The sequence below is a fragment of the Streptomyces sp. NBC_00461 genome, from assembly GCF_036013935.1.
Lineage (GTDB): Bacteria > Actinomycetota > Actinomycetes > Streptomycetales > Streptomycetaceae > Streptomyces.
Genome location: NZ_CP107902.1, coordinates 1,919,202 through 1,944,519 on the forward strand (window position 1 = coordinate 1,919,202; position 25,318 = coordinate 1,944,519).

Annotated in this window: 22 protein-coding genes; 8 read left to right on the forward strand and 14 right to left on the reverse strand. The window is 71.3% G+C overall.

What is annotated here, in order from left to right:
- Positions 1-223 precede the first annotated feature (223 nt).
- Positions 224-1,426 (forward strand): amino acid deaminase/aldolase, encoded by a 1,203-nt coding sequence (locus tag OG870_RS09275; protein ID WP_266511024.1) that lies wholly within the window; start codon positions 224-226, stop codon positions 1,424-1,426.
- 51 nt (positions 1,427-1,477) lie between these two features.
- Here OG870_RS09275 and OG870_RS09280 read toward each other — a convergent pair whose 3' ends face one another.
- The 4 genes from OG870_RS09280 to OG870_RS09295 all read right to left on the reverse strand — a co-directional run bounded on the left by OG870_RS09280 (position 1,478) and on the right by OG870_RS09295 (position 6,003).
- Entirely contained in the window at positions 1,478-2,386 is a 909-nt protein-coding gene (locus OG870_RS09280; protein ID WP_266588510.1) for a DUF2510 domain-containing protein, read from the reverse strand.
- Between the two features lie 76 nt (positions 2,387-2,462).
- Positions 2,463-3,254, reverse strand: coding sequence for a 3-oxoacyl-ACP reductase (locus OG870_RS09285; RefSeq protein WP_266511027.1), 792 nt, complete (start codon positions 3,252-3,254; stop codon positions 2,463-2,465).
- Positions 3,251-4,624 carry an aldehyde dehydrogenase family protein gene (locus tag OG870_RS09290; protein ID WP_266511030.1) on the reverse strand — a complete coding sequence of 458 codons (1,374 nt, stop codon included), beginning with the start codon at positions 4,622-4,624 and terminating at the stop codon, positions 3,251-3,253. Before OG870_RS09290 ends, OG870_RS09285 begins: the two co-directional genes overlap by 4 nt.
- Positions 4,625-4,632: 8 nt before the next feature.
- A complete protein-coding gene (locus OG870_RS09295) occupies positions 4,633-6,003 on the reverse strand; it encodes a glutamine synthetase family protein (protein ID WP_327690809.1) in 1,371 nt (456 codons plus the stop codon).
- Positions 6,004-6,088: 85 nt separating this feature from the next.
- On the opposite strand from OG870_RS09295, the gene OG870_RS09300 reads away from it, so the two are divergent.
- Positions 6,089-6,823: a FadR/GntR family transcriptional regulator gene (locus OG870_RS09300; RefSeq protein WP_266585895.1), complete on the forward strand. Its 735-nt coding sequence runs from the start codon at positions 6,089-6,091 to the stop codon at positions 6,821-6,823.
- A 67-nt stretch (positions 6,824-6,890) separates the two neighbouring features.
- Complete coding sequence (locus OG870_RS09305) at positions 6,891-7,628, forward strand: gamma-glutamyl-gamma-aminobutyrate hydrolase family protein (protein WP_266585893.1); 738 nt, start codon at positions 6,891-6,893, stop codon at positions 7,626-7,628.
- Positions 7,629-7,769: 141 nt separating this feature from the next.
- On the opposite strand, the gene OG870_RS09310 is transcribed toward OG870_RS09305, so the two are convergent.
- A complete protein-coding gene (locus tag OG870_RS09310) occupies positions 7,770-8,765 on the reverse strand; it encodes a LysR family transcriptional regulator (RefSeq protein ID WP_266923512.1) in 996 nt (331 codons plus the stop codon).
- 70 nt (positions 8,766-8,835) lie between these two features.
- On the opposite strand from OG870_RS09310, the gene OG870_RS09315 reads away from it, so the two are divergent.
- Complete coding sequence (locus OG870_RS09315) at positions 8,836-10,008, forward strand: TDT family transporter (RefSeq protein ID WP_327690810.1); 1,173 nt, start codon at positions 8,836-8,838, stop codon at positions 10,006-10,008.
- Here OG870_RS09315 and OG870_RS09320 read toward each other — a convergent pair.
- The 4 genes from OG870_RS09320 to OG870_RS09335 form a co-directional block, all read right to left on the reverse strand.
- Positions 9,920-10,645 (reverse strand): helical backbone metal receptor, encoded by a 726-nt coding sequence (locus OG870_RS09320; RefSeq protein WP_327690811.1) that lies wholly within the window; start codon positions 10,643-10,645, stop codon positions 9,920-9,922. The genes OG870_RS09315 and OG870_RS09320 overlap by 89 nt on opposite strands.
- Entirely contained in the window at positions 10,645-11,223 is a 579-nt protein-coding gene (locus OG870_RS09325) for a helix-turn-helix domain-containing protein (protein WP_266511049.1), read from the reverse strand. The genes OG870_RS09320 and OG870_RS09325 overlap by 1 nt, the downstream gene beginning before the upstream one ends.
- Before the next feature lie 783 nt (positions 11,224-12,006).
- A complete protein-coding gene (locus tag OG870_RS09330; protein ID WP_266511051.1) occupies positions 12,007-14,622 on the reverse strand; it encodes an ABC transporter permease/substrate binding protein in 2,616 nt (871 codons plus the stop codon).
- Positions 14,615-15,667, reverse strand: a complete 1,053-nt coding sequence (locus OG870_RS09335) for a quaternary amine ABC transporter ATP-binding protein (RefSeq protein ID WP_327690812.1) — start codon at positions 15,665-15,667, stop codon at positions 14,615-14,617. Before OG870_RS09335 ends, OG870_RS09330 begins: the two co-directional genes overlap by 8 nt.
- A 195-nt stretch (positions 15,668-15,862) precedes the next feature.
- Between OG870_RS09335 and OG870_RS09340 the strand changes: the two genes are divergently transcribed.
- Complete coding sequence (locus OG870_RS09340) at positions 15,863-16,792, forward strand: 5'-3' exonuclease (protein ID WP_266588508.1); 930 nt, start codon at positions 15,863-15,865, stop codon at positions 16,790-16,792.
- A 118-nt stretch (positions 16,793-16,910) separates the two neighbouring features.
- Complete coding sequence (locus OG870_RS09345; protein ID WP_266511057.1) at positions 16,911-17,759, forward strand: siderophore-interacting protein; 849 nt, start codon at positions 16,911-16,913, stop codon at positions 17,757-17,759.
- A gap of 63 nt (positions 17,760-17,822) precedes the next feature.
- Here the strand turns inward: OG870_RS09345 and OG870_RS09350 are convergent, their stop codons facing one another.
- The 3 genes from OG870_RS09350 to OG870_RS09360 form a co-directional block, all read right to left on the reverse strand.
- On the reverse strand, positions 17,823-18,599 hold the full coding sequence (locus tag OG870_RS09350) for an ABC transporter permease (RefSeq protein WP_266585887.1): 777 nt from the start codon (positions 18,597-18,599) through the stop codon (positions 17,823-17,825).
- Positions 18,596-19,615 carry an ATP-binding cassette domain-containing protein gene (locus OG870_RS09355; RefSeq protein WP_266511063.1) on the reverse strand — a complete coding sequence of 340 codons (1,020 nt, stop codon included), beginning with the start codon at positions 19,613-19,615 and terminating at the stop codon, positions 18,596-18,598. Before OG870_RS09355 ends, OG870_RS09350 begins: the two co-directional genes overlap by 4 nt.
- 171 nt (positions 19,616-19,786) lie before the next feature.
- Positions 19,787-20,407: a PadR family transcriptional regulator gene (locus OG870_RS09360; RefSeq protein ID WP_266511066.1), complete on the reverse strand. Its 621-nt coding sequence runs from the start codon at positions 20,405-20,407 to the stop codon at positions 19,787-19,789.
- A gap of 239 nt (positions 20,408-20,646) precedes the next feature.
- Between OG870_RS09360 and OG870_RS09365 the strand changes: the two genes are divergently transcribed.
- Complete coding sequence (locus tag OG870_RS09365; protein WP_327690813.1) at positions 20,647-22,206, forward strand: amino acid permease; 1,560 nt, start codon at positions 20,647-20,649, stop codon at positions 22,204-22,206.
- A 1-nt stretch (position 22,207) separates the two neighbouring features.
- On the opposite strand, the gene OG870_RS09370 is transcribed toward OG870_RS09365, so the two are convergent.
- Positions 22,208-22,789, reverse strand: coding sequence for a GNAT family N-acetyltransferase (locus OG870_RS09370; RefSeq protein WP_266585885.1), 582 nt, complete (start codon positions 22,787-22,789; stop codon positions 22,208-22,210).
- 68 nt (positions 22,790-22,857) lie between these two features.
- Here OG870_RS09370 and OG870_RS09375 point away from each other — a divergent pair, with 68 nt between their 5' ends.
- Positions 22,858-23,808 (forward strand): RluA family pseudouridine synthase, encoded by a 951-nt coding sequence (locus tag OG870_RS09375; protein ID WP_266841342.1) that lies wholly within the window; start codon positions 22,858-22,860, stop codon positions 23,806-23,808.
- Here the strand turns inward: OG870_RS09375 and OG870_RS09380 are convergent.
- On the reverse strand, positions 23,802-25,286 hold the full coding sequence (locus OG870_RS09380; protein ID WP_266841340.1) for a cytochrome P450: 1,485 nt from the start codon (positions 25,284-25,286) through the stop codon (positions 23,802-23,804). The genes OG870_RS09375 and OG870_RS09380 overlap by 7 nt on opposite strands.
- Positions 25,287-25,318 lie beyond the last annotated feature (32 nt).

Sequence of the window (25,318 nt, forward strand, 5' to 3'; positions counted from 1 at the left end):
TTGCGCTCAACCGCTCGGCGCCGGATCTGTCCGTCCCGGACACGCATACCCGTACGGATGGACCGGCATCCAGGTGCGGGATGTGCAGCCGTGGTCGTTCCGCCGTACGTGCGCGTCACTCTACGGGTTGCCCCCGCCGGAACGGGAACCAGTCCACGAGCCCGGGGCATCTGCCCGGAACGTCCCCCTACCCTGCGGTAATCCTGTCTGGCAGGCTTCATTCATGACTGCTCGCGCCGCCGACCGAGTCCGTTACGACCGGGCCACCGCCCATCTCGACGCCCCTCTCGCCATCGTGGACCTGGACGCCTTCGACGCCAACGCGGACGATCTCGTGCGCCGCGCCGGTGGCAAGCCGATCCGCGTCGCCAGCAAGTCCGTCCGCTGCCGGGCCCTGCTGGAGCGGGTGCTCGCCAAGGACGGCTTCGCGGGGATCATGTCGTTCACCCTCGCCGAGTCCCTGTGGTTGGCGCGGAGCGGGTTCGACGACGTCCTTCTCGCCTATCCGTCCGCGGACCGCGGCGGGTTCGCCGAGCTGGCCGGTGACCCCAAGCTCGCCGCCGCCGTGACCGTCATGATCGACGATCCCGCGCAGCTCGGGTTCATCGACGAGGCGCGCGCCGGCGGACGTGAAGTCATCCGCGTCTGCCTGGAGTTGGACACCTCGCTGAAGCTGCTGGGAGGGCGCGTACGCGTCGGGGCGCGACGCTCCCCGCTGCACTCCCCCGCCCAGGTCGCCGACCTGGCCCGCGCCGTGGCACGGCGGCCCGGGTTCAAGGTCGTGGGGATCATGGCGTACGAGGGGCACATCGCGGGCGTCGGTGACTCCGTCGCCGGGCGGCCGCTGCGGTCGCGTGCCGTACGGCTCATGCAGGCCACGGCCCGCCGGGAGCTCGCGGAGCGGCGCGGAGCGGTGGTGCGCGCGGTGCGGGCCGTCGTACCGGATCTGGAGTTCGTCAACGGCGGCGGCACCGGCAGTGTGCAGCACACCGCCGCGGAGGACGCCGTCACGGAGATCGGCGCCGGGTCGGGCCTGTACGTGCCGCGGCTGTTCGACAACTACACCTCCTTCAGCGGGCGTCCGGCCGCGCTGTTCGCCCAGCCCGTCGTGCGGCGGCCGGGAGTCGGGGTCGTGACGGTGCTGGGCGGCGGTTACCCGGCCTCCGGTGCGCCCGGGCCCGACCGGCTGCCCGTCCCCCACCTGCCCGAGGGGCTGCGCTACGACCCCCAGGAGGGGCCCGGCGAGGTGCAGACGCCACTGCTCGGCTCGCCCGCCGACGACCTGCTGATCGGCGACAAGGTGTGGTTCCGGCACGCCAAGGCCGGCGAGTTGTGCGAGCGGTTCGACGTGCTGCACCTGATCGAGGGCGACGCCGTGACGGCGACCGCGCCGACGTACCGCGGGGAAGGCCACACCTTCCTGTAGGTAGCCGTCCGGCCGGCCGAACGGGTCGGGCCTTCGGGTCAGGCCTTCGGGTCAGGTCCTCGGGCCGATGCTGCTGCCGACTCCGCCGCTGGTCGAGGCGTCGTCGAGCGGCCGGATGCCCTTGGTGATGCGGTCCATGTCGGCGAGCGGCGGGCCGTCCGCGCCCGCGTCGAAGACGAACCGGACGATCACCGGCGCCTCGGTGCCGACGCTGGAGGGGAAGACGAGCGACTCGACGTAGCCGCCGGGCCCCTTGGCCGTCGTGACGCGCCAGCGCACGAAGTACCCGGCGCGGCCCGCCACCGCGATCTGGCCGGACTTGACCTGCCGGTGGGACTCGATGCCGCCGAAGGGCCGCCCGCCGATGAGGTCGCGGTCGTAGGCGGCGTCGGCCGCATCCGGGATGTCCTGCTCGGCGAGTGCCTTGGGGGAGCTCTCGTCGGTATCGGTCGCCGTACGGGAGATGACGAGGCCGTGCCGGCACACGCCGGAGTCGCCCGGGCAGCCGTAAGTGCCGTGCGTGGTCATGACGACGTCGTCCTCGGCGACGTACTGCGGCCTGACCCAGCCGTCGGGTAACGGCAGCGTGATGCCGTTGAGTTGGTCGACGACGGCGGCCGGGTCGTCGGCGGAGGGCTCCGAGGCGGATACCGAGGGCGAGGGGCCGCCGGTGGTCGGCGGGGCGGACGACTCGACGGAGTTCGGCACGGTCTGCACGTCCGCGCCGCCCGCGTCGTCGTCGTTGCGGAGGTAGACCGCTCCCGTGACGATCGCCGCGACGAGCACGACCCCGGCCGTGGCGAGCGCGACGACCTTCGCCCGGCCGGAACCGCCGCCCCCGGCCGGCGTCTGCACGGGCACGGTGGGCGTGCTCCGGTGCTCCGTCCAGGCCGTGCCGTCCCACCAGCGCTGCAGGTGGGGGGCCGACGGGTCGGGATACCAGCCGGGCGGGGGCGACATGCTCATTCCGGCACTCTAGGACGGGCGCCGAAGATCAGTACTCGGTTGTCTTGGTTATCTCGGTTGTCTCGGTTATCTAGAGAGGCGTGACGTATGCGCCCGCGATGCCGCCGTCCACCAGGAAGTCGGTGGCGTTGACGAAGGACGAGTCGTCGCTGGCGAGGAAGGCGACGGCGGCCGCGATCTCGTCGGCCTCGGCGAACCGGCCGACCGGGATGTGGACCAGGCGGCGTGCGGCCCGCTCCGGGTCCTTGGCGAACAGCTCCTGCAGGAGCGGGGTGTTGACCGGGCCCGGGCACAGGGCGTTCACGCGGATGCCCTCGCGGGCGAACTGCACGCCCAGTTCGCGGGACATGGCGAGGACGCCGCCCTTGGAGGCCGTGTACGAGATCTGGGAGGTCGCCGCGCCCATCCTCGCGACGAAGGACGCCGTGTTGATGATGGAGCCCCTGCCCTGCCGGCGCATGTAGGGAATGGCGGCCTTGCAGCACAGGTAGACGGAGGTCAGGTTGACCTCCTGGACCCGCTTCCAGGCCTCCAGGCCGGTCTCCAGGATGGAGTCGTCGTCGGGCGGGGAGATACCGGCGTTGTTGAAGGCGATGTCGACACTGCCGTAGGTGTCGTACGCCGTCTTGAAGAGGGCCTCGACCTGCTCGGCGTCGGTGACGTCGACCTTCACGAAGGTTCCGCCGACCTCGTCGGCGGCGGCCTTGCCGCGGACCTCGTCGACGTCGCCGCAGACTACGTGCGCGCCCTCGGAGGCGAGCCGGCGTGCGGTGGCGAGGCCGATGCCGCTGCCGGCTCCGGTGATGACGGCGGTGCGGCCGACGAGCCGCCGGCAAATGTTCTCTGCGGACGATGCGGTCACTGTGCGGGGCCTTCCGTGCTGATGAAGACGTTCTTGGTTTCGGTGAAGGCGGCCAGGGCGTCCGGGCCGAGCTCACGGCCGAGCCCGGACTGCTTGAAGCCGCCGAAGGGGGTCCAGTAGCGGACGCTGGAGTGGGAGTTGACGGAGAGGTTGCCTGCCCGGACGCCCTGCGAGACGCGCAGGGCGCGGCCGACGTCGCGGGTCCAGATGGAGCCGGAGAGGCCGTACGGCGTCTCGTTGGCGAGGCGGATCGCGTCCTGCTCGTCGGTGAAGGGGAGGAGGACGGCGACGGGGCCGAAGATCTCCTCGCGGGCCGCGGCGGAGTCGGACCGCTCGCCGGTGAGGACGGTCGGCGGGAACCAGAAGCCGGGGCCGTCGGGGGCGCTGCCCCGCAGGGCCTGGGCGCCGTCGGGAACGAACGACCGTACGCGGTCCAGCTGCCGGCGGCTGATCAGCGGGCCCATCTGGGTCTTCTCGTCGGCCGGGTCGCCCACCACCACGGCGGACAGCGTGTCGGCGAGCAGTTCGCGGACCTCGTCGTAGACCGGCTCCTGGACCAGGATCCGGGTGCGGGCGCAGCAGTCCTGGCCTGAGTTGTCCAGGAACGAGAAGGGATCGACGGCGGTCTTGAGGTCGGCGTCGGCGAAGACGATGTTGGGGCTCTTGCCGCCGAGTTCGAGGGTGACGCGTTTGAGGAGCGCCGAGCCCTTCGCCAGCACCTGCTTGCCCACGGCCGTCGATCCGGTGAAGACGATCTTCGCCACGCCCGGGTGTTCGACCAGGGCGTTACCCGTGACGGGCCCGTGCCCGGGCAGCACCTGGAACACGCCCTCGGGAAGGCCTGCCTCCAGGGCGAGTTCGGCGAGGCGCAGGGCGGTCAGCGGGGTCGTCTCGGCGGGCTTGAGGAGGACGGCGTTGCCGGCCGCGAGCGCCGGGGCGGTGCCCCAGGCGGCGATCGGCATGGGGAAGTTCCACGGTGCGATGACGCCGACGACGCCCAGTGGCTCCAGGATCGTCACGTTCAGGCCGCCCGCGACCGGGATCTGGTGGCCCGTCAGGCGCTCCACTCCCCCGGCCGCGTAGTCGAGCAGGTCGCGGACGTTGCCCGCTTCCCAACGGGCGTTGCCGATGGTGTGGCCCGCCTCGCGGACCTCCAACCCGGCGAGTTCCTCGAGGTGTTCGTCGACGGCGACCGCGAACCGGCGCAGCAGCCGGGCCCGGTCGGCGGGCGGGAGTGCGGCCCACCGTGCCTGCGCGGCGGTGGCCCGTACGACGGCCGCGTCCACGTCGGCCGCGGTGGCGCCCGGGACGGTGGCGACGACCTCCTCGGTCGCGGGGTTCAGTACTTCGAGTGCGTACTCGGCAGACAAGAAGGGCCTCACATGCGTTCGAAGGAGCGGCGCAGCTCCCAGTCGGTGACCGCGGCGTCGTAGGCGTCGAGCTCGACGCGCGCCATGTTGCGGTAGTGCGCGACGACCTCGTCGCCGAAGGCGGCCTTGGCGATCGGGCTGTTCTCCCACAGCTCGGCGGCCTCGCGCAGGGTCGTCGGGACGTGCGCGTACTCGGCCGTGTACGCGTTCCCCGCACAGGCCTCGGGCAGCTCCAGCTTCTGTTCGATGCCGTACAGGCCCGCCGCCACCAGCCCGGCCACCGCGAGGTGCGGGTTGACGTCGCCGCCGGGCAGCCGGTTCTCGAAGCGCATCGAGCGGCCGTGGCCGACGACCCGCAGGGCGCAGGTGCGGTTGTCGTGGCCCCAGGCGACGGCGGTCGGGGCGAAGGAGCCCGGCTGGAACCGCTTGTAGGAGTTGATGTTGGGGGCGTAGAGCAGTGAGAAGTCCCGCAGGGCGGCGAGCTGTCCGGCGAGGAAGTACCGCATGACGTCCGACATGCCGTCGGGGTCGCCGGGGGATCCCGCCATGGCGTTGTTGCCGGCCGCGTCCGCGAGGGAGAGGTGGATGTGGCAGGAGTTGCCCTCGCGCTCGTTGTACTTGGCCATGAAGGTGATCGACACGCCCTCCTGGGCGGCGATCTCCTTGGTGCCGGTCTTGTAGATCGCGTGCTGGTCGCAGGTGACCACGGCCTCGTCGTACTTGAACACGATCTCGTGCTGGCCCGTGTTGCACTCACCCTTGGCGGACTCGACGGTGAGGCCGGCTCCGGTCATGTCGTTGCGGATACGGCGGAGCAGGGGCTCGATGCGGCCCGTGCCGAGCACCGAGTAGTCGATGTTGTACTGGTTCGCCGGGGTCAGCCCCTGGTAGCCGGCGTCCCAGGCCTGCTCGTAGGTGTCCTTGAAGACGATGAACTCCAGCTCGGTGCCCACCTGGGCGGTGAAGCCGTGTTCGGCGAGGCGGTCCAGCTGGCGGCGCAGGATCTGCCGCGGGGCGGCGACCACGGGCGAGCCGTCGTTCCAGGCGAGGTCGGCGATGAGCATGGCCGTGCCTGCGTTCCAGGGCACGCGGCGCAGGGTGCTGAGGTCGGGGTGCATGGCGAAGTCGCCGTAGCCCCGGTCCCAGGAGGACATGGCGTATCCGTCGACCGTGTTCATCTCGGTGTCGACGGCGAGGAGGTAGTTGCAGCCCTCGGTGCCGTGGTGCAGGACCTCGTCGAGGAAGAAGCGTGCGGCGAACCGCTTGCCCTGGAGGCGCCCTTGCATGTCGGGGAACGCCAGGACGACAGTGTCGATCTCACCACTCGCGACGAGGGCATGCAGCTCCTCGACGCCGAGCGGGGGTGTGCGGTCTGCCACGGGAAAGCCTCCTTCGGCTTCTTTGGTCAGCCGGAAGCCATAAGGTATTGCCGAGAACCATTGCTTGGGAAGGGGGTGCGGCGGGATGTCGCTGGATCCGGACAGCAGCCTGGAGGACCGGCTGACACCTGTGCTGCGGCCGGTGCGGGCGGGCAACGGCTTCGAGGAGGCGCTGGAGCAGATCCTTCAGGTCGTCCGGCTCGGCCTGGTGCCGGGGGGCGAGCGGCTGCCGGCCGAGCGGGAGCTGGCCGAGCGGCTCGGGATCAGCCGGGTGACGCTGCGCGAGGTGCTCAAGGTGCTGCAGGACCAGGGCCTGGTGGAGTCGCGGCGCGGGCGGTACGGCGGGACGTTCGTGCTGCCGAGGCCGGACGCGGGGGGCGAGGACGAGCTGCGGCGCCGGGTCGCCGAGGGCGACATCGAGGACGTGCTGCGCTTCCGGGAGGTGCTGGAGGTGGGCGCGGCGGGCCTGTGCGCGGCGCACGGCCTCACGGACGAGCAGGCGGACCGGCTGCGCGAGGCGCTGGCCCGCACGGGCGACGCACCGCTCGCCGAGTACCGCCGGCTGGACACGCTGCTCCACCTCACCCTGGCCGAACTGTGCGGATCGCCGACGCTGACCGCGCAGTACGCGGCGGTGCGGGCGACGGTGAACGACCTGCTCGACTGCATCCCTCTCCTGGTGCGCAACCTGGAGCACTCGCAACGCCAGCACGTCGCCCTGGTGGAAGCGGTCCTGGACGGGGACTCGGACGGGGCGCGGGAGATGATGCGGGAGCACTGCGCGGGGACCGCGGCACTGCTCAGGGGGTTCCTGGCGTGACCTTGCCCTGCGGGGGTCACGTCGGCAAAGGTATGGAAGGGATCCATTGCCTCGGGCAGGAGGACGTATGGCGGACAGGCCGCTGATCGGTGTCAGTACGTACCTGGAGTCCGGCGCGCGCTGGGGTGTGTGGGAGCTGGAGGCGGCGCTGCTGCCGGCCGGCTATCCGCGGCTCGTGCAGCGGGCGGGCGGACTGGCCGCGATGCTGCCGCCGGACGATCCGGAGCGGGCGGCGGCGACCGTCGCCCGGCTCGACGGGCTGGTGATCGCGGGCGGTCCGGACGTGGAGCCGGTCCGCTACGGCGCCGAGCCGCACCCCCGGACCGGCCCGCCGGCGCGCGCCCGGGACGCCTGGGAGCTGGCCCTGATCGAGGCGGCCCTGGCCGCGCGCGTCCCCCTGCTGGGTATCTGCCGGGGCATGCAGCTCCTGAACGTCGCTCTCGGCGGCACCCTCGTCCAGCACCTCGACGGCCATGCGGAGGTCGTCGGCGTCTTCGGCCGGCATCCCGTCAAGCCGGTGCCGGGGACGCTGTACGCCGAGGCCGTCCCCGAGGAGACAGCGGTGCCCGCCTACCATCACCAGGCCGTCGACCGCCTCGGCGCGGGCCTGGTTCCGACGGCGTACGCGCAGGACGGGACGGTGGAGGCGGTGGAACTGCCGTCCGCGGAGAGCTGGGTACTGGGCGTGCAGTGGCACCCGGAGATGGGGGACGACGTGCGGGTCATGCAGGCACTGGTCGAGGCCGCCGCAACCGACTCACCGATCAAGACCCGGTCGACAAGAACCAGCCCCTCCGACGCTTGACAAGCGGGGCTCACCGATCAAGGCCCAGCCGACAAAACCAGCCCCTCCGGCGTTTGAGGAGCGGGGGTCCGGGGGCTGGCCCCCGTGACGGGACGTGACGGGACCGGTAGGGGCCGGGGCAGCGGGGGGGCTGAACCCCTCCTACCCCCGCGTCAACGACAACAGCTCCCGTGCCGGCCCCACCGGCCGATGCCCCGTCGGCCACACCGCACGTAGGTCCCGGGCCAGGGCCACCCCCTCCACCGGCACCCGCACCAGTCGCCGCATCGCCAGCTCCTCCCCCACCGCCAGTTCGCTCAGGACCGCCGGGCCCGCCCCGCTGACCACCGCCGCCTTCACCGCCGTCGTCGACGACAGCTCGATCAGGGGGCGCGCCAGGCCGCCCAGCGCCGCGTCCAGGACCTGCCGGGTTCCCGAACCCTTCTCGCGGAGGATCAGCGGTGTCGCGGCGAGTTCCGAGGCCTCCAGTGGACGTCGGCGGCGGGCCCACGGATGCACCGGGGCCGTCACCACGATCAGGCGGTCGTGGGCGATGACCGCGGAGTCCAGACCGGGCGGCACGCTCACGCCCTCCACGAAGCCCAGGTCCGCCTCGCCGGACAGCAGCCGCTCCGCCACCACCGCCGAGTTGCCCGCGAGCAGGGACACCGCCGTGTCGGGGCGCTGGGCGCGCAGCGCGAGCAGCCAGCCGGGGAGCAGGTACTCGGCGATCGTCATGCTCGCCGCCACCCGCAGCCGGGAGTCGCGCCGGTCCCGCAGTGCCTGCGCCCCGGCGTCGAAGGCCTCGGCCGCCTCCACGATCCGCCGCGCCCAGTCCGTGACCAGCGCCCCGGCGTCCGTGAGACGGGAGCCGCGCGGTGAACGGTCGACGAGCGCCACCCCCAACTGGCGCTCCATCGACCGGATCCGGCTGCTGGCCGCCGGCTGGCTGATGCCCATCTCCCGCGCCGCCCCGCCCAGACTGCCGAGCCGCGCCACCGCAAGGAGCAGCTCCAGCGCCCCGAGATCCGGCACCCGATGCGCCAGCGGACCCCCACCGCCGTGACCGGTACCGGCACCAGGACCGGTACCGGGCCCGAGCCGGGGGGTGCCCTGGCCGTTTGCCTCCGTCTCCGCCTTCGACTTTGCCTCGCTCATAACTCCAGCTTATGCCCCCATAGAGACGTACTCCCTGGTCGCGGAGGTCCGGCGGCGAGACCGTGAAGGCATGGTCACCGCAGCCCAGCCCCTTCCGCGTGTCACCGCACGCGTTCCGCGCGCCGCCGCCGTCCGTCACCTCGGACCCAACTGGTACGCGTCCGTCATGGGCACCGCCATCGTCGGCACCGCAGGCGCCACGCTCCCCCTCCACGTCCCCGGCCTGCGCACCGTCTGCACGGCCGCGTGGGCTCTCTCCCTCGGCCTGCTCGTCGTGCTGCTCGCCGCCCGTGCCCTGCACTGGACGCACCATCGCGACCAGGCCCGCGCCCACCTCCTCGACCCGGCCACGGCGCCGTTCTACGGGTGTCTGTCCATGGCCCTGCTCGCCGTCGGCGGCGGTGCCGTCGTCGTCGGCCGGGACTGGATCGGGCCGCACAACGCGCTCGTTCTCGACGCCGTGCTGTTCACCGCCGGGACGCTGGTGGGGCTCGTGGCCGCCGTAGCGGTGCCGTACCTCATGGCCGTACGGCACAGGGTCGAGCCGGAGCAGGCCACGCCCGTGTGGCTGCTGCCCGTCGTGGCGCCCATGGTGTCCGCGGCACTCGGGCCGCTCCTCGTGCCGCACCTGCCGCCGGGCCAGCCCCGCGCGACCCTTCTGCTGGCCTGCTTCGCGATGTTCGGGCTCAGCCTCCTCGCGACCCTGCTGATGCTGCCCGTGGTCTTCGCCCGGCTGATCACGGGCGGGCCGCTGCCCCTCGCCCTGACCCCGACGCTGTTCCTGGTGCTCGGCCCGCTCGGCCAGTCCACCACCGCGGTCGGCAAGTTCGCGGACTTCGCCCCCGGTGTCGTACCGGCGCCGTACAGCGAGGGATTCGTCGTCCTCGCCGTGCTGTACGGCGTGCCCGTCATGGGCTTCGCGCTGCTGTGGCTGGTGTTCGCCACCGCCCATGTGCTGCGGGCGCGCCGGCACGGCATGGGCTTCGCGATGACGTGGTGGGCGTTCACCTTCCCCGTCGGGACGTGTGTCACGGGTGCCGAGGCGCTCGCCCGGCACACCGGGCTCGTCGTGTACGACTGGCTCGCGGTCGGGCTGTACGTCCTGCTCGTCGCCGCCTGGGGCACCGCCGCCCTGCGCACGGCCCGCGGTCTGCTCAGCGGAACGCTGCCCGCAGCGCCTCGCCCAGCGCTTGCGGCGCCTCGGCCAACGACGGTCCGTACCAGGTCAGGTGACGTCCGCTGACGAGGGCGCAGGGCAGGCCCGGGAAGGCCTCGGGGCCGTCGTCGGCCGTGAAGCGGTAGGGCTCGTCGGGCAGGACGACGACGTCCGGGGCGGCCGCCCGCAGTTCTTCGACCGGGACGCGGGGGTAGCGGTCGGGGTGGGTCGCGTGGAGGTAGTCGACGCCCAGGCGGGACAGCACGTCGCCGGCGAAGGTGTCGCGTCCGAGCACCATCCAGGGCCGCCGCCAGATCGGCACCACGGCCGTCGTACGGCGCTCGGGCGGCGGCAGGCTCGACCAGGCCGCCTCCGCCTCGTCCAGCCAGCGCGGCCGGGACGCCGCCCCGCACGCCCCGAGCACCCGGGCCAGTTCCCCGAACGCCTGCGGCACGTTCCGTACCTCGGTGACGAGGACCTCGACGCCCGCCTCACGCAGGGCCGTCAGGTCGGGTTCGCGGTTCTCCTCCTCGTTGGCGACCACCAGGTCGGGAGCGAGGGCGAGGATCTCGTCGAGCTTGGGGTTCTTGGTGCCGCCGATGCGGGGGACGTCGAGGTCCGCGGGGTGGCTGCACCAGTCCGTCACCCCGACCAGGACGCCCGGCACCGAGACGGCCACCGCTTCCGTGAGCGACGGGACGAGGGAGACGACGCGCGTGCGCACTACCGCGTCCGGTTCTGGACCGCCTCGACGTGTTCGGCCACCGCGACGACGACCACGCGCGTGTCCGACACCGTCGCCCGCCACCGGTGGCGCACGCCGCCCGTCAGGTACAGGGTGTCCCCGCGGCCGAGCCGGTAGGCGCGCCCTTCCGCCTCGATCTCCACCGCTCCGTCGGCGACGTACATCAACTGGTCGTTGCGGTACTGGAATTCGCGGCCCGCGTCATGGTCGCCGGTGAACTCCGAAGCGTGCATCTGGTGATGACCCCGCACCAGGGAACGCACCCGCGGCTCGGGGGCCGGTTCGGCCGCCTCCGCCCGCACCACGTCCACGCTGCACGCCGGGTCGGCCGCCGCGAGGAGTTCCACGGCTGTCGTACGCAGGGCGTCGGCGACCTTTTCGAGGGACGTTCTGCTGGGCCGCGCCCGGTCGTTCTCGATCTGGCTCAGGAACGGGACCGACAGGCCGCTGCGCTCGGCCACGACGGCGAGGGTGAGCTGCAGCGCCCGGCGCCGGCGGCGCACCGCCGCGCCCACTCGCAGGGGCTGATCCTTGTGGTCGTCTTTGTGGTCGCCCATCGCTCCGGCTCCCTCCCTCGCTCGTGGTCGCGGTCCGTCGGACGAGTTCTCTCTGATGAGTTCTCTGCACCTTACGCAGGTTCGGCAAACTGTTTCATGCGCCCGTCACATCCCCGTAAACACCGCCTGCGGTCAATTCGCCAACTGTCGCGAGTGGTTGGCCTCTTCCGACTCGCGGGGCGCGGATTCCTCCTTCGGGACGAAGACGCTGACCAGGAGGGCCAAAAGGCCGTCCGCAGCCACGACGGGGGCCGGCCGGGGGCGCGGGCCCCCGGGCACGCGTACCGGTGGCCGGCCGCCCCGCCCGGTGCGGGAATCGTAGGCGTGCGGGCACCCGCTGCCACGGACCCCGCGGCATCGCCGTTCCTCGCTCCGCGCGACTTCCCGCTCTTACTTTCAATGCGCCTGCGGTCCCCTGTGTTCCCCTTGCGTTCCCGCCCGCTCCCCGTGCCCGCCCGCCGCGATCAGGCCTGTGATCAGGCGTTGCCCGCCGGGTCATGAACTCCGTTCGTACGGCGCCCAGTTGGCGGCCAAAGTCGCGGTCGGCCCGGGGGCGCCGGCCGGGCCGGGTCGTCGCCCCACGTCGGCGTGATCTTCGGGGCGGCGAGTCGGAGTGCGCCGCGGGCCGCATGTGCGGTCGGCAAGTCCGCTCGGGAGGGCGGTGAGGCGTGGGCGGGGGCGTAGCTCTATGTGGTTGGCCGGATCCTTTTCGTACGCCCTTCACGCGCGTGTGGGCGGCCCGTCGCGAAACGGACCGCCCACGCGCGTGCTTCTCGGTGGCTTCTACTGAGGTGTCATCCGGGCCGCCGTGTCCGGGTGCTCCTTCAGCCAGGCGCCGACGGCCTCCTCCTCGTGGCCCTGACCTCGCTTGTTGATCTCGGCCTCCAGACTGCCGAGCTCGCCCTCACTCATATGGAAGCCCTTGATCCACTTGGTGAGCTGCGGGTACTGCTCCGGGAACTTCTCGTTGGTGATGGTGCGGATCGTGTTTCCTTCGCCGAAGAGCTTCTTGTCGTCCTTCAGCTTGGTGAGGCCGTACTGGCTGTACGCCCAGTGCGGCGACCACAGCACGACGGCGACGGGCTCCTTCTTGGCGTACGCGCGCTTGAGCTCGGCCAGCATCGCCGGTGTGGAGCCGTCGACGACCTTGTACTCCTTGTCCAGGCCGTAGCCGGGCAGGACCTTCGTCTTGAGGAGGTTCATCTCACCGGTGCCCGGCTCGATGCCGATGATCTTCCCGTCGAAGGTGCTCGCCTTGCCCTTGAGGTCCTCCAGGGAGTTGACGCCCTTCACGTACGAGGGCACGGCGACCTCCAGCGAGGTCGGCTGATACCAGGTGCCCAGGTCCTTGAGTCTGTCCTTGCTCTTGTCCCAGTAGTTCTTCTGCGCGTACGGCAGCCACGCGTCGAAGTTGACGTCGAGGTCGCCGGAGGCGAGGCCGGTGTAGACCGGGCCGACGTCCATCTGCTTGAGGTTGAGCTTGTAGCCGCGCCGCTCCAGGACGTTCTTCCAGAGGTAGCTGACGGCGATGTCCTCGTCCCAGGGGAACCAGGCCACGTTCACGGGCCGCTTGGCCTCGGTGGGGGTCGCGCCGGAGCCGCCGGGGACGGGGGCCAGCTTGTCGACGAGGCCCGGGTTGCCCTTCAGCCAGGTGCGCACGGCGTCCTGCTGCCTGCCCTTGCCCGCCTTGTTGATCTCGGCTTCGAGGCTGGTGAGCTGCTTCTCGTTCAGCTTGAAGTTCTTCAGCCACTTGCCGACGACCGGGTTGTCGCCCGCGAAGCCCTTGCGGGCCAGCGTGTGCACACCGTCGCCCTTGCCCCAGGCGCCCCTGGGGTCCTTCAGCTTCTTCAGCTTGTAGTCGTTGTACGCCCAGTGCGGCGACCAGAGCGTGACGACGACGGGGTCCTTCTGGGAGTAGGCCCGCTTCAGCTCGGCCAGCATCGCGGGCGTGGAGCTGTCGACGACCTTGTACTCCTTGTCGAGGCCGTAGGCCTTGAGAACCTTGCTCTTGAGCAGGGCCATCTCGCCGGCGCTGGACTCGATCCCGGTGATCTTCCCGCCGAACGTGGCGGCCTTGCCCTTGAGGTCGTCGAGGGAGTCGACGCCCTTCATGTACGAGGGGACGCTCAGCTCCAGCGAGGTCTTGCCGTACCAGGCGCCGAGGTCGTCGAGTTTGCTGCCGTACTTCTTCCAGTACTGCGCGTGGGTGGTCGGCAGCCAGGCGTCGGTCTGGAAGTCGACGCTGCCCTGCGCGAGGGAGGTGTAGAGCGGGCCGGCGTCGAACTGCTTGGCGTCCACCTGGTAGCCGCGCTGTTCGAGGATCTCCTTCCAGAGGAAGGTGGAGGCGACGCCTTCGTCCCACGGGATGTAGCCGATGCTGATCTTCTTGCCCTGGCCGACGTCCTGGCCTGCGGCGACGTCGGCGGAGTCGCCGCTGCCGCCGAAGATCCCCATGCCGCCCGCGACGAGTCCGAGGATCACGACGCCGACCACGGCGACCTGCGGGCGCGGTCGGTAGGACCAGATCTTCAGGCCCTGGGCGGCACGGGCCTTCGCGGCGGCGCGGCGGCCGAGTGGGGAGACGTGGGTGCCCAGGGCGCCGGTCATGCGGTCCAGGTAGATCGCGAGGATCACGATGGCGACACCGGCCTCGGAGCCGAGGCCGACGTTCAGCTGGCCGATGGCCTCGTTGACGTCGCCGCCGAGGCCGCCGGTGCCAACCATGCCGGCGATCGCGGCCATGGACAGGCCGAGCATGATGACCTGGTTGACGCCGGCCATCACGGTCGGCAGGGCCAGCGGCAACTGGACGCGCAGGAGCGTGTCGCGGGGCGTGGTGCCGAACGCCTCCGCTGCCTCGACCAGTTCCTTGTCGACCTGGCGGATGCCCAGCTCGGTCATGCGCACGCCGGGGGCGAGCGCGAAGATCAGGGTCGCGACGATGCCCGCGGAGGCACCGGTGCCGAAGAACAGGATGGCCGGGATGAGGTAGATCATCGCGGGCAGCGTCTGCATGAAGTCCAGGACCGGCCGGACGACTCCGCTGACCCGGTTGGAGCGCGCGGCCCAGATGCCCACCGGCACCGAGATCACCAGCGCGATGATCGTGGCGACCAGGACGAGCGACAGGGTCACCATCGCATCGCCCCACAGTTCGAGGGAGTCGATGAAGGCGAAGCCCACGAAGGTGAGGACACCGGCGAGCGTGCCGCGCAGCCAGAAGGCGAGCACGGCGAAGATGCCCGCCAGCACAAGGGGTTCAGGGGCCTGGAGGACGGCGTTGATGCCGTCGTAGGTGCCCGTGAAGACGGCCTTGAAGAAGTCGAAGAGCCAGGACACATGGGCGAGCAGCCAGTCGACGGTGTCGTTGACCCAGTCGCCGAGCGGGATCCTAGGCATGGGTCACCGCCTTCACGTCGCCGAGGAAGCCGACCAGGCGCTGCTGCGGGACCACTCCGACGAGCGTGCGTTCGCCGTCCAGTACGGCCACCGGATGCGTCGACCGGGCACTCATCGCGCAGAGTTCGGTGAACGGCGTGTCGGGCGTCGCCGTGTCGCAGTCGCTCTCGCAGCCGCAGTCGGCCTCGTCGCCCCGTACGTCCCTGTCCATGACGGCGGACGCGGTCAGGACCCGGGAGCGGTCGACGTCCTGGATGAAGGAGGCCACGTAGTCGTTGGCCGGCCGGATGAGGATGTCCTCCGCCGTACCGGTCTGGACGATGCGGCCGTCGCGCATGACGGCGATGCGGTCGCCCAGGCGCATGGCCTCGTTGAGGTCGTGGGTGATGAAGACGATCGTCTTCTTCAGGGTCTGCTGCAGCTGGAGCAGCTGGTCCTGCATGTCACGGCGGATCAGCGGGTCGAGGGCGCTGAACGACTCGTCCATCAGAAGCAGGTCGGCGTCGGTGGCGAGGGCGCGGGCGAGGCCGACGCGCTGCTGCATACCGCCGGAGAGCTCGTCCGGCCAGGACTTCTCCCACCCGGCCAGACCGCACAGGGCCAGCGCCTCGCCGGCGCGCTGCTCGCGCTCGGCGCGGGGCACGCCCTGCACGGCCAGGCCGTAGGCGGCGTTCTCCAGAACGTTGCGGTGCGGGAACAGCGCGAAGTGCTGGAACACCATGCTGATCTTCTTCGCGCGGACCGCCCGCAGCTCGCGGTCGCCGAGCGCGGTCAGGTCGTCGCCTTCGAAGCGGACGTGTCCGGCGGTCGGCTCCAGCAGGCCGTTGAGCATGCGCAGCAGCGTGGACTTGCCGGAACCGGACAGGCCCATGACGACGAAGATCTGGCCCGGTTCCACGATGAAGGAGGCGTCGATCACTGCGGCGGTGGTGCCGTCCGCGCGCAGCTCCTCCCGGTCGGCTCCCTTCCGGAGCCGCTCGACTGCGTCGTCTGGTCGTCTGCCGAACACCTTGTACAGATGTTCGGCCTCAAGCCTGGATGACACGCGTACCTTCTCGTCTCGGCGGCGGGGAGAGGGAGACGACAGGCCGTAACCGGTTGAAGATGCAATCGCCGTCGCTCCGGGGCGGCGCCTGCCCCGGGCGGTCCAGGCCAAACGCGCCAGTGGTCCAGCTCACAAGGCATTCACAAGTGCCACGCGTCGGCGGTCGCACGGTGACTGTCAGTGCCGTACGGCATGATGCGAGGCGTGACCGGACGACTGATGCTCCTCGACACCGCCTCGCTCTACTTCCGCGCCTACTTCGGCGTGCCGGAGTCCGTGAAGGCCCCGGACGGCACTCCGGTGAACGCCGTGCGCGGGCTCCTCGAATTCATCGACCGCCTCGTCAAGGATCACCGCCCGGACCATCTGGTGGCGTGCATGGACGCCGACTGGCGTCCCCAGTGGCGGGTCGATCTCATCCCCTCCTACAAGGCGCACCGCGTCGCCGAGGAGCGCGCGGCGGGGCCGGACGAGGAGGAGGTGCCGGACACGCTGTCCCCGCAGGTGCCCGTCATCGAGGCGGTCCTCGACGCGCTCGGCATCGCACGCGTGGGCGTCGCGGAGTACGAGGCGGACGACGTGATCGGCACGTTCACCGCCCGGGCGAAGGGCCCGGTCGACATCGTCACCGGCGACCGCGACCTGTACCAACTGGTGGACGACAAGCGGGGGGTGCGCGTGCTGTACCCGCTCAAGGGCGTCGGCACGCTGCAGCTCACCGACGAGGCGTGGCTGCGCGAGAAGTACGGGGTCGACGGCAGGGGGTACGCGGGTCTGGCGCTGCTGCGCGGCGACCCGAGCGACGGACTGCCGGGCGTGCCCGGCATCGGCGAGAAGACGGCCTCGAAGCTGCTCGCCGAGTTCGGGGACGTGGCCGGGATCATGGCCGCGGTCGAGGACCCGAAGGCCAAGCTCACGCCGTCGCAGCGCAGGCGGCTCGACGAGTCGCGGCCGTATGTCGCGGTGGCGCCGAAGGTGGTCAAGGTCGCCGACGACGTCCCGCTGCCGGACGTCGACACGGCCCTGCCGCACGCACCGCGCGACCCGGCGGCACTGGAGGAGCTGGCGGCGCGCTGGGGGCTGGGCGGGTCGCTGCAGCGGCTGCTCACCACCCTCGGCGCGTAGAGCAGCGCATAACCCGGCACGTAGGCAATGTTTCGTGAATACGGCTGTCTGTAAGGCGTTGTCCGAGGGTGAGGTGATAACTTAGGTAAGCCTAAGCAGGGAAGTATGGGAGGCCGTCATGGCAGAACGTCCGGCTCGGAGGCCGCGGAAGCCCCATTCCGCGCAGGTCGTCCGCACAGAACGGCTGACCCCGCACATGCAGCGTGTGGTTCTCGGCGGCGAGGGACTGGCCGGTTTCACGGCCGACACCTGCACCGATCACTATGTGAAGCTGCTGTTCCCCCCGGCCGAGGGCGTGACCTATCCGGAGCCCTTCGACGTGGAGCGCATCCGCGAGGAACTCCCGCGCGAGCAGTGGCCGGTGACGCGGACGTACACCGTGCGGGCCTTCGACCCGGAGTCCCGTGAGCTGACGCTGGACTTCGTGATCCACGGCGACGAGGGGCTGGCCGGGCCGTGGGCGAAGCGTGTCCAGCCGGGCGAGACCGTGCATTTCATGGGCCCCGGCGGTGCCTACGCCCCCGATGTGAGCGCGGACTGGCATCTGCTCGTCGGCGACGAGAGCGCCCTGCCCGCGATCGCCCGCTCCCTGGAGGCCCTGCCCGAGGGCGTCACCGCGTACGCCTTCGTGGAGGTCCATGGGCCCGAGGAGGAGCAGAAGGTCGACTCCGACGTGGAGGTCGTCTGGCTGCACCGCGGCGACCGGCCCGTGGGCGAGATGCTGTGCGAGGCCGTACGGACGCTGCAGTTCCCCGAGGGCCGCCCGCACGCGTTCGTGCACGGCGAGGCGCACTTCGTGAAGGAGCTGCGCCAACTGCTGCGCGTCGAGCTGCAGATCCCGCGCGAGGACCTGTCGATCTCCGGCTACTGGCGGCTCGGCCACGACGAGGACGGCTGGCAGGCCTCCAAGCGCGACTGGAACGCACGGATCGAGACGGAGCAGGAGGGCGCCGCCCCCGCCGCCTGAGACACCCGACGACATGCCCGAAGCGGCGGCACCTCACCGAGGCGCCGCCGCTTCACGCTTGGCTCACACCGACCGCTGGTACGACCTGAACGTCCGGATCGACAGCCACACCGCCGCCACCGCCAGCACCACCAGCGCCCCGCCGCGGCTGAGCACGTCACCCCAGTCGGGGTGCTCGGACAGCGCCGAACGGCCCGCGACCATCGCCCAGTTGAGCGGGTTGAAGTCGGCGATGTGCCGCATCCAGGAGGGCATCTGGGACGGCGCCATGAAGGCGGAGGACAGGAAGGTCAGCGGCAGCAGCAGGAAGGTGTTGATGCCGATGATCGACTCCCGCTCCTGCACCAGCATGCCCAGCGCGTTGGACAGCGCCCCGAAGACCGTGCCGAGCAGCACGGCGGCCAGGACCAGGATCGCGATGCCGCCGATGCCACCCGGGTAGTCGGCGCCGCCCGCCAGCGCGAGCAGCACGATGACGACCGACTGGAAGGCGGTGATCAGGCCGTTGTTGACGACGTTGCCGTTCATCAGCGCGGCCCGGCTGACCGGGGTGGTCAGGAAGCGGTTGAGCGTGCCCCGCTGGATCTCCTCCAACGTGCCCATGCCGGCCCACATGTTGGAGCTGAGCGCACTCATCACTACGACGCCCGGGACCAGGTAGTCGAGGTACGTGGTCGTCCCGAAGCCGCCCAGCTCCACGACCTTCTTGAAGAGGTTGCCGAACAGGAACAGCCAGATCACCGGCTGGATCAGGGTGATGATCGCGTAGGCGGGCTGCCGGGTGAACACCATGAGTTGACGCTGCGTCATGTACCAGGTCTGGGAGACGGCCGTGCTCATCGCGCACCTCCGGCGAGGACGAGGTTCTCGGTGCCGGCTTCGGTGTCGGCCTCGGAGTAACGGCGGCCCGCATAGCGGAGGTAGACGTCGTCGAGGGAGGGCCGGGCCACGGTCGCGGCGGCCACGGCGACCCCGGCCCGCTCCAGCGCCCCGAGCAGCGCGGGTACGGCGGCTGCCCCGTCGTCGGCGCGGACGCTGACGCGGCGCCCGTCGACCAGCACCTCGTGCATGCCGGGCAGGGCATCGAGGGCGCCCATGAGCAGGGTGCGGCCGCCCTCGCCGACCGCCTCCCGCAGCTCCAGGTGCACGGCGTCGCCGCGGAGTTCACCCTTGAGCGCGTCCGGTGTGCCCTGGACGACCACCCGGCCGCGGTCGACGATGGCGATGCGCTCGGCGAGCCGGTCGGCCTCTTCGAGGTAGTGGGTGGTAAGCAGGATCGTCAGCCCCTCCTCCCCCGCCAGCCGGTCGATCTCGTCCCACATCGCGGTGCGCGCCTCGGGGTCCAGCCCGGTGGTGGGTTCGTCGAGGAAGAGCACCTCGGGCCGGTGCACCAGGCCGAGGGCGACGTCGAGACGGCGTCGCATCCCGCCGGAGTAGCCCTTCACCTGCCGGCCCGCGGCGTCGGCGAGGCTGAAGCGGTCGAGCAGCTCGGTCACACGGGTGTTGAGCGCGGCGCCCTTCAACCCGTAGAGCCTGCCCTGCAGTTGGAGGTTCTCGCGGCCCGTGGCGACAGGGTCGGCGCCGGAGCTCTGGGCGACCACGCCGATCGCGCGGCGCACCCGGCCGGGGTGGCGCAGCACGTCGTGTCCGGCGACGGTCGCCGAGCCCGAGTCGGGGCGGGCCAGAGTGGTGAGGATCTTGACGGTGGTGGACTTGCCGGCGCCATTGGGCCCGAGGAGCCCGAAGACGGTGCCGGGTTCGACGGTGACGTCCATGCCGCACAGGGCGGTGACATCACCGGAGTAGGTCTTGATCAGCTGGCGCGCCTCCACTGCGGGCGCACGGGTAGTACTCATGACGACTGCTCTCCTGATGAGCGGATGACAGCTGATCCGTCCGTGCAAGGAGCGCCGGGCTATCCTGGGTGTGCCGCACCTCGATCGCCTGGACTGCCTCACGGCGGATTCAGCTCGGGGTTCGAGACCCTGGCAGGGCTGCTGCAACAGCCCGGCCGGGGTCTTTTTCTTCTATCTGAACTCGGGTGGCAGCTCCCCGGTCTCGTGGAACCGCCGCCACCCCTCGACGCCGGGCAGCGAGCCCTTCCTGATCTCCTCCAGGAAGCCACGGACCCATTCCGCCTGCGCCTCGATCATGTGCAACTGGTACTCGGTCTCGATCAGGAAGAGCCTCGGCAGCGTCTCGTAGAGCTTCGCCAGCGCTCCACGTGCGCTCGCCGCCTGCACCTCCAGGGAGTTCAGCCGCTCCTCCAGCAGCCGCACCACCTCGTCGGGGGGCAGTGCGCCCACCAGGGAGAGGGCGGTCTCGAAGATCGGGTACTCCTTCGCGGGGACGGCCACCAGGTCCGACAACCACTCGGTCATCTCCTCGCGGCCGGCCTCGGTGAGCCCGTACACCGTGCGCTCGGGCCGGTTGCCCTGCCGCTCCACGTCGGTGACCTCGACGAATCCATGCTTTTCGAGGCTCTGGACGACCGTGTAGAGCGAGCCGTAGTTGATCTTCGTGCTGGTGTCCTTGCCCTGACGGCGCAGCGTCTGGGCGATCTCGTACGGATGCATCGGCTTCTGCCAGAGAGTCACCAGCACGGCGAGCGCCAGGGGGTTGCTGAGCTTGCGGCGCTTCATCACCATGGCCGGCACCTCACTCTCGTACCTCGCTACCGAATATCCGTGCACGAACATATCGCGAGCGTGCGCAGGCGTCAATACACACGATGTATCGCGATTGAGCGAGGGTGCAAGGACGTGAGGACTTGGGCCCGTCGCGGATACGCCTGCGTGACGCGCACGAAACAGGCCGCCCCTAATTTCTGTCGCCCGACAGGAATTCCGCGCCACACTCCGCTCCCGCGCCGAAGGCAGGTGCCGCCGTGACGACAACAGCCCCCTCCGACGTACGCCCCGATCCGCCCCACTCCCCCGACGACCACTCCCTCGCCGAGTTCGGCTACCGCCAGGAACTGCACCGCAGCCTGGGCCGGTACGCCTCCTTCGCGGCCGGGTTCTCCTTCATCTCGGTCCTGACGACCGTCTTCCAGTTCTTCGCCTTCGGGTACGCGTTCGGCGGCCCCGTCTTCTTCTGGGCCTGGCCGGCGGTGCTGGTCGGGCAACTGCTGGTGGCCGCGTGCTTCGCGGAACTGGCCGCCCGCTATCCGATCTCGGGCGCGATCTACCAGTGGTCCTCGCGCCTTTCGAACCCCACCTTCGGCTGGTTCGCCGGCTGGATCATGGTGATCGGGCAGATCGTGGTGGTCGCGGCGGCGGCGCTGGCGCTGCAGATGGTGCTGCCGGCCATCTGGTCCGGCTTCCAACTGGTGGGCACCGACTCCGCGCCGACGTCGGCGGACGGCGCGGCGAACGCGGCGGTCCTGGGCGTGATCCTGCTGGTGCTCACCACGCTGGTGAACATCATGGACAACCGCGTGCTGTCCGTGATCAACCGCGTCGGCGTCACCGCGGAGATCATCGGCGCCGTCCTGATCGTCGTCCTCCTGCTCACCCACTCCAAGCGCTCTCCCGGCATCACCTTCCACACCGAAGGGGCGGCGGGGTCCGGCCTGTTGGGGGCGCTGCTCGTCGGCTCGTTCACGGCGGCGTACGTGATGATCGGCTTCGACAGCGCGGGCGAGATGAGCGAGGAGACGCGCGATCCGCGGCGGACGGCGCCCCGCACGATCCTCACCGCGCTCGGCGCCGCCGGCCTGCTCGGCGGCCTGGTCATCCTCGGCGGGCTGCTCGCGGCGCCCAGCCTGACCGACGGCCACCTGGGCGTCGACGGCCTCAGCTACGTCCTGACCAGCAGCCTGGGTGACGGGGTCGGCAGGGTGCTGCTGGCCGACGTGGTGGTGGCGATCGCGGTGGCGACCCTCGCGATCCAGACGGCGGCCAGCCGGATGCTGTTCTCCATGGCCCGCGACGGCGGGCTCCCGTTCTCCGGGCGCCTGGCGCACGTCAACCCGCGCACCGGCATGCCCAGCGCCCCCGCTCTGGTCGTCGGCGTCCTCTCGGCGGCCCTCCTGCTGCTCAACTTCGCCTCGCCGGACGCCTTCCTGGCCATCGGCACCACCTGCATCGTGATGCTGTACCTGGCCTACGCGATGGTCACCGGCCCGCTCCTGATCCGGCGCCTGCGCGGCGAGTTCGCCGCCGGCGGCACCGACGAGAAGGGCGCGAAGCTCTTCTCCCTCGGCCGCTGGGGCATCCCCGTCAACGCCCTCGGACTCCTCTACGGCCTCCTCATGACCGTCAACCTGGCCTGGCCACGGGCGGCGGTGTACGACCCGACGGGCGGGCACTGGTACTTCCAGTGGTTCACGGTGCTGTTCCTCGCCGTCACGCTGCTGGCCGGCGGTGCCTACCGGGCGTGCCGGAAGCGGACCACCGCCCGAAGTGCCGTACCGGAGACGGCCGTCACGGAGGCCGCGGCGTAGGTCAGTCGCCTTGTAGGCGCGCGTGCAGGTGCATGTCGTGCCAGCCGTCCGGGTGGAGGAGGGCGCTGCGCTTGGTGCCCTCCAGGACGAAGCCCGCCTTGGCGGCGACCCGGCAGGAGGCCCGGTTGGCGGTGGCGTGCATCAGTTCCAGGCGGTGGAAGCCGATCCCCTCGAAGGCCCAGCGGGACAGGGCGGTCGTCGCGCGGGCGGCTGTGCCCTGGCCGCGGGCCGCCGCCGTGGTCCAGTACGCGACCTCGGCCACGCCGTCGCCGAGCGCGATCTCGCGCAGCGCCACCCGCCCCAGCAACCGGTCGCCGTCCGCGTCGGTGACGGCCCACTGCGCGGTCCGCTCGCCCTCCCACGCCTTCCGCCACTCCTCGATCCAGCCGGCGGCCTCCGCCTCGGAGTCGCTGCGCCGGATGTGCCACTGGTGCATGAGCGGGTCCTGGAAAGCCTCGTGGACGGCGGGCGCGTCCTCGGCCCGCCAGGGGCGCAGCAGCAGTCCGTCGCCGGTGGGGAGCAGGGGCTGCGGGATACGGGAGAGGGTTCCGGCGGGCAGGACGGGGCTGGTGACGTAGGGCATGACCGGCATCCTGCCCGTGGGCGGTGGCCGGTCCAACGGCTTTTCCGGGCGCCGTAGGCTTGATCGTGATGAGTCGCAAGCCACGGATCCCGCCCGCCCCGCTGCCCCAACGGCAGGGGGTCGACCCCGTGCGGGTGCGGCTGCCCGTCGAGGGGCCGTGGGCCACCGTTCGCGAGCACCTCGTCGAGCGGCTCAGCGGGGCGGGCGCCGGAGTCGTCGACGGGATGCTCGACGCGGGGAAGATCGTCGGCGCCGACGGGCGGGCCGTCGCGCCGGACGCCGCCTACGAACCCGGCATGTTCGTGTGGTTCCACCGCGAGCTGCCCGCCGAGACGCCGGTGCCGTTCCCGCTGGAGGTGGTGTACCGCGACGAGCACATCGTCGTCGTCGACAAGCCGCACTTCCTGGCCACCACCCCGCGCGGCAGCCATGTCACCGAGACCGCGCTCGCGCGTCTGCGGCGGGAGCTGGGCCTGCCCGCGCTGGGCGCCGCGCACCGGCTGGACCGGCTCACGGCCGGGCTCGTGCTGTTCACGGTGCGGCCCGAGGAGCGCGGCGCGTACCAGTCGCTGTTCCGCGACCGGCGGGTGAGCAAGGAGTACGAGGCGATCGCCCCGTACGATCCCGGGCTCGTCCTGCCCCGGACCGTGCGCAGCCGCATCGTGAAGGAGCGTGGTGTGCTCGCCGCGTACGAGGTGGCGGGCGAGCCGAACGCCGTCAGCGGCATCGAGATGGTCGGGCACCGCGGCGACGGCCTGGGGCGGTATCGGCTGCTGCCCAGCACCGGGCAGACCCACCAGCTCCGCGTCCACATGAACGCGCTCGGCACGCCTGTTCTCGGCGATCCGCTCTACCCGGTGGTGGCCGACCCCGTGCCGGCCGGCGACTTCCGGCGTCCGCTCCAACTGCTGGCGCGGGCACTGGAGTTCACCGATCCGGTCACGGGGGTGGAGCACCGCTTCCTGAGCACGCGAGCGCTCCTGGCCTGGTCCTCCTACGGCGACTGGGCCGGTCAGTAACCGCGCCACCAGAGCAGGAAGCGGCGCCAGGCGCCCTTGGGGCGGGCCGGTTCCACGGGCGCCGGAGCCGGCTGCTGGGACGGTGCGGCCGGCTGGGGCGCCGCGGCGGCAGCGGCGGGCGGCTCGGGCTGCGCGGAGCCGACCTGCCAGTTGCCGCGCTGCGGCGGGACGGGGGCGTGGCCCGGCTTGGCCTTCACGTCCTGCTCCGGCTTCGGCTCGAAGCGGACCGGAAGCTCCACCAGATGCCGTGAGGAGATCGACTGCCGCCAATCCAACTCGTCCTCGTCGCAGTCGAGTTGGACATCGGGCAGCCGCATGAGCAGCGCGTCGACACCGGTGTCGGCGATGGCACGGCCGATGTCCTGACCGGGGCACTCGTGCGGACCGCCGCCGAAGGCGAGGTGCGAGCGGTTGCCCTGCATGTTCGCGGCGAGGTCGGGACGGATCCGCGGGTCGACGTTGCCCGGCGCGATCCCGAGCAGCAGCCCGTCGCCCCTGCGGACGTGCTGGCCGCCCAACTCCGTGTCCTGCTTGGCGAAGTAGGCGAAGACCGAGCTGAAGGGCGGTTCGTCCCACAGGGACTGCTCGACCGCTTCCGGCACCGTCATCTGGCCGCCGTTGAGCTGGGCCCTGAAGCGCGGGTCGGTGAGGATCATGCGCAGTACGTTGGACAGGAGGTTGACCGTGGCCTCGTAGGCGGCGAAGAGCACGAGGCGCAGATGCTCGCGGACCTCGTCGTCGGTCAGCCTCGCCGGGTGGGCGATGAGGTGGCTGGTGAAGTCCTCCTCGGGCCGGGCGCGCCGCTTGGCGGTGAGCCGGCTCAGCGCGTCCATCACGTAGGTGTGGCTGGCGATCGCGGTCTCGGTGCCCTTGAGCGCGTCACGGGCCGCCTGCACGAGCCGGTCGTTGTACTCGTCGGGCATGCCGAGGATCTCGCACATCACGCCCATCGGCAGGTGCTCGGCGAACTGTCCGACCAGGTCGGCCGACCCCTCCTTGCAGAAGCGGTTGACGAGGCGCTGGGTGTGGCGGTTGATGTGACGGCGGACGCCGCGGTGGTCGATGGTCGACATGGCGCCGGTGACCGCGGCCCGCAGGCGCAGGTGTTCGTCGCCCTCGGCGTGGGAGCAGATCGGCTGCCAGGCGATGTGCGGCATCAGCGGGTGGTCGGGCTTGACCGTGCCCTCGCCCAGCGGGTTCCAGATGCGGCTGTCCCGGCAGAACTGCGAGGGCGAGCGCACCATGTGCAGGTTCTCGGTGTGGCCGAGCACGACCCACATGGGCACGTCGTCGTGGAGCAGCACGGGCGCCACCGGGCCGTGCTCCTCGCGGAGTTGCTCGTACAGGGAGGCCAGGTCCTCCGCCTCGGGACCGTAGAGCCGGTGCAGCCCGCCGGGGCCACGGCCGTGGGCCGGGCAGCCGGGCGGCGGGACGAGCGTGGGGTCCATGCCGGTCAGGGATTGGTGTTCAGGCGTCACGGTGGTCGCTCCGAAGTGGATCCGGTGTCTGG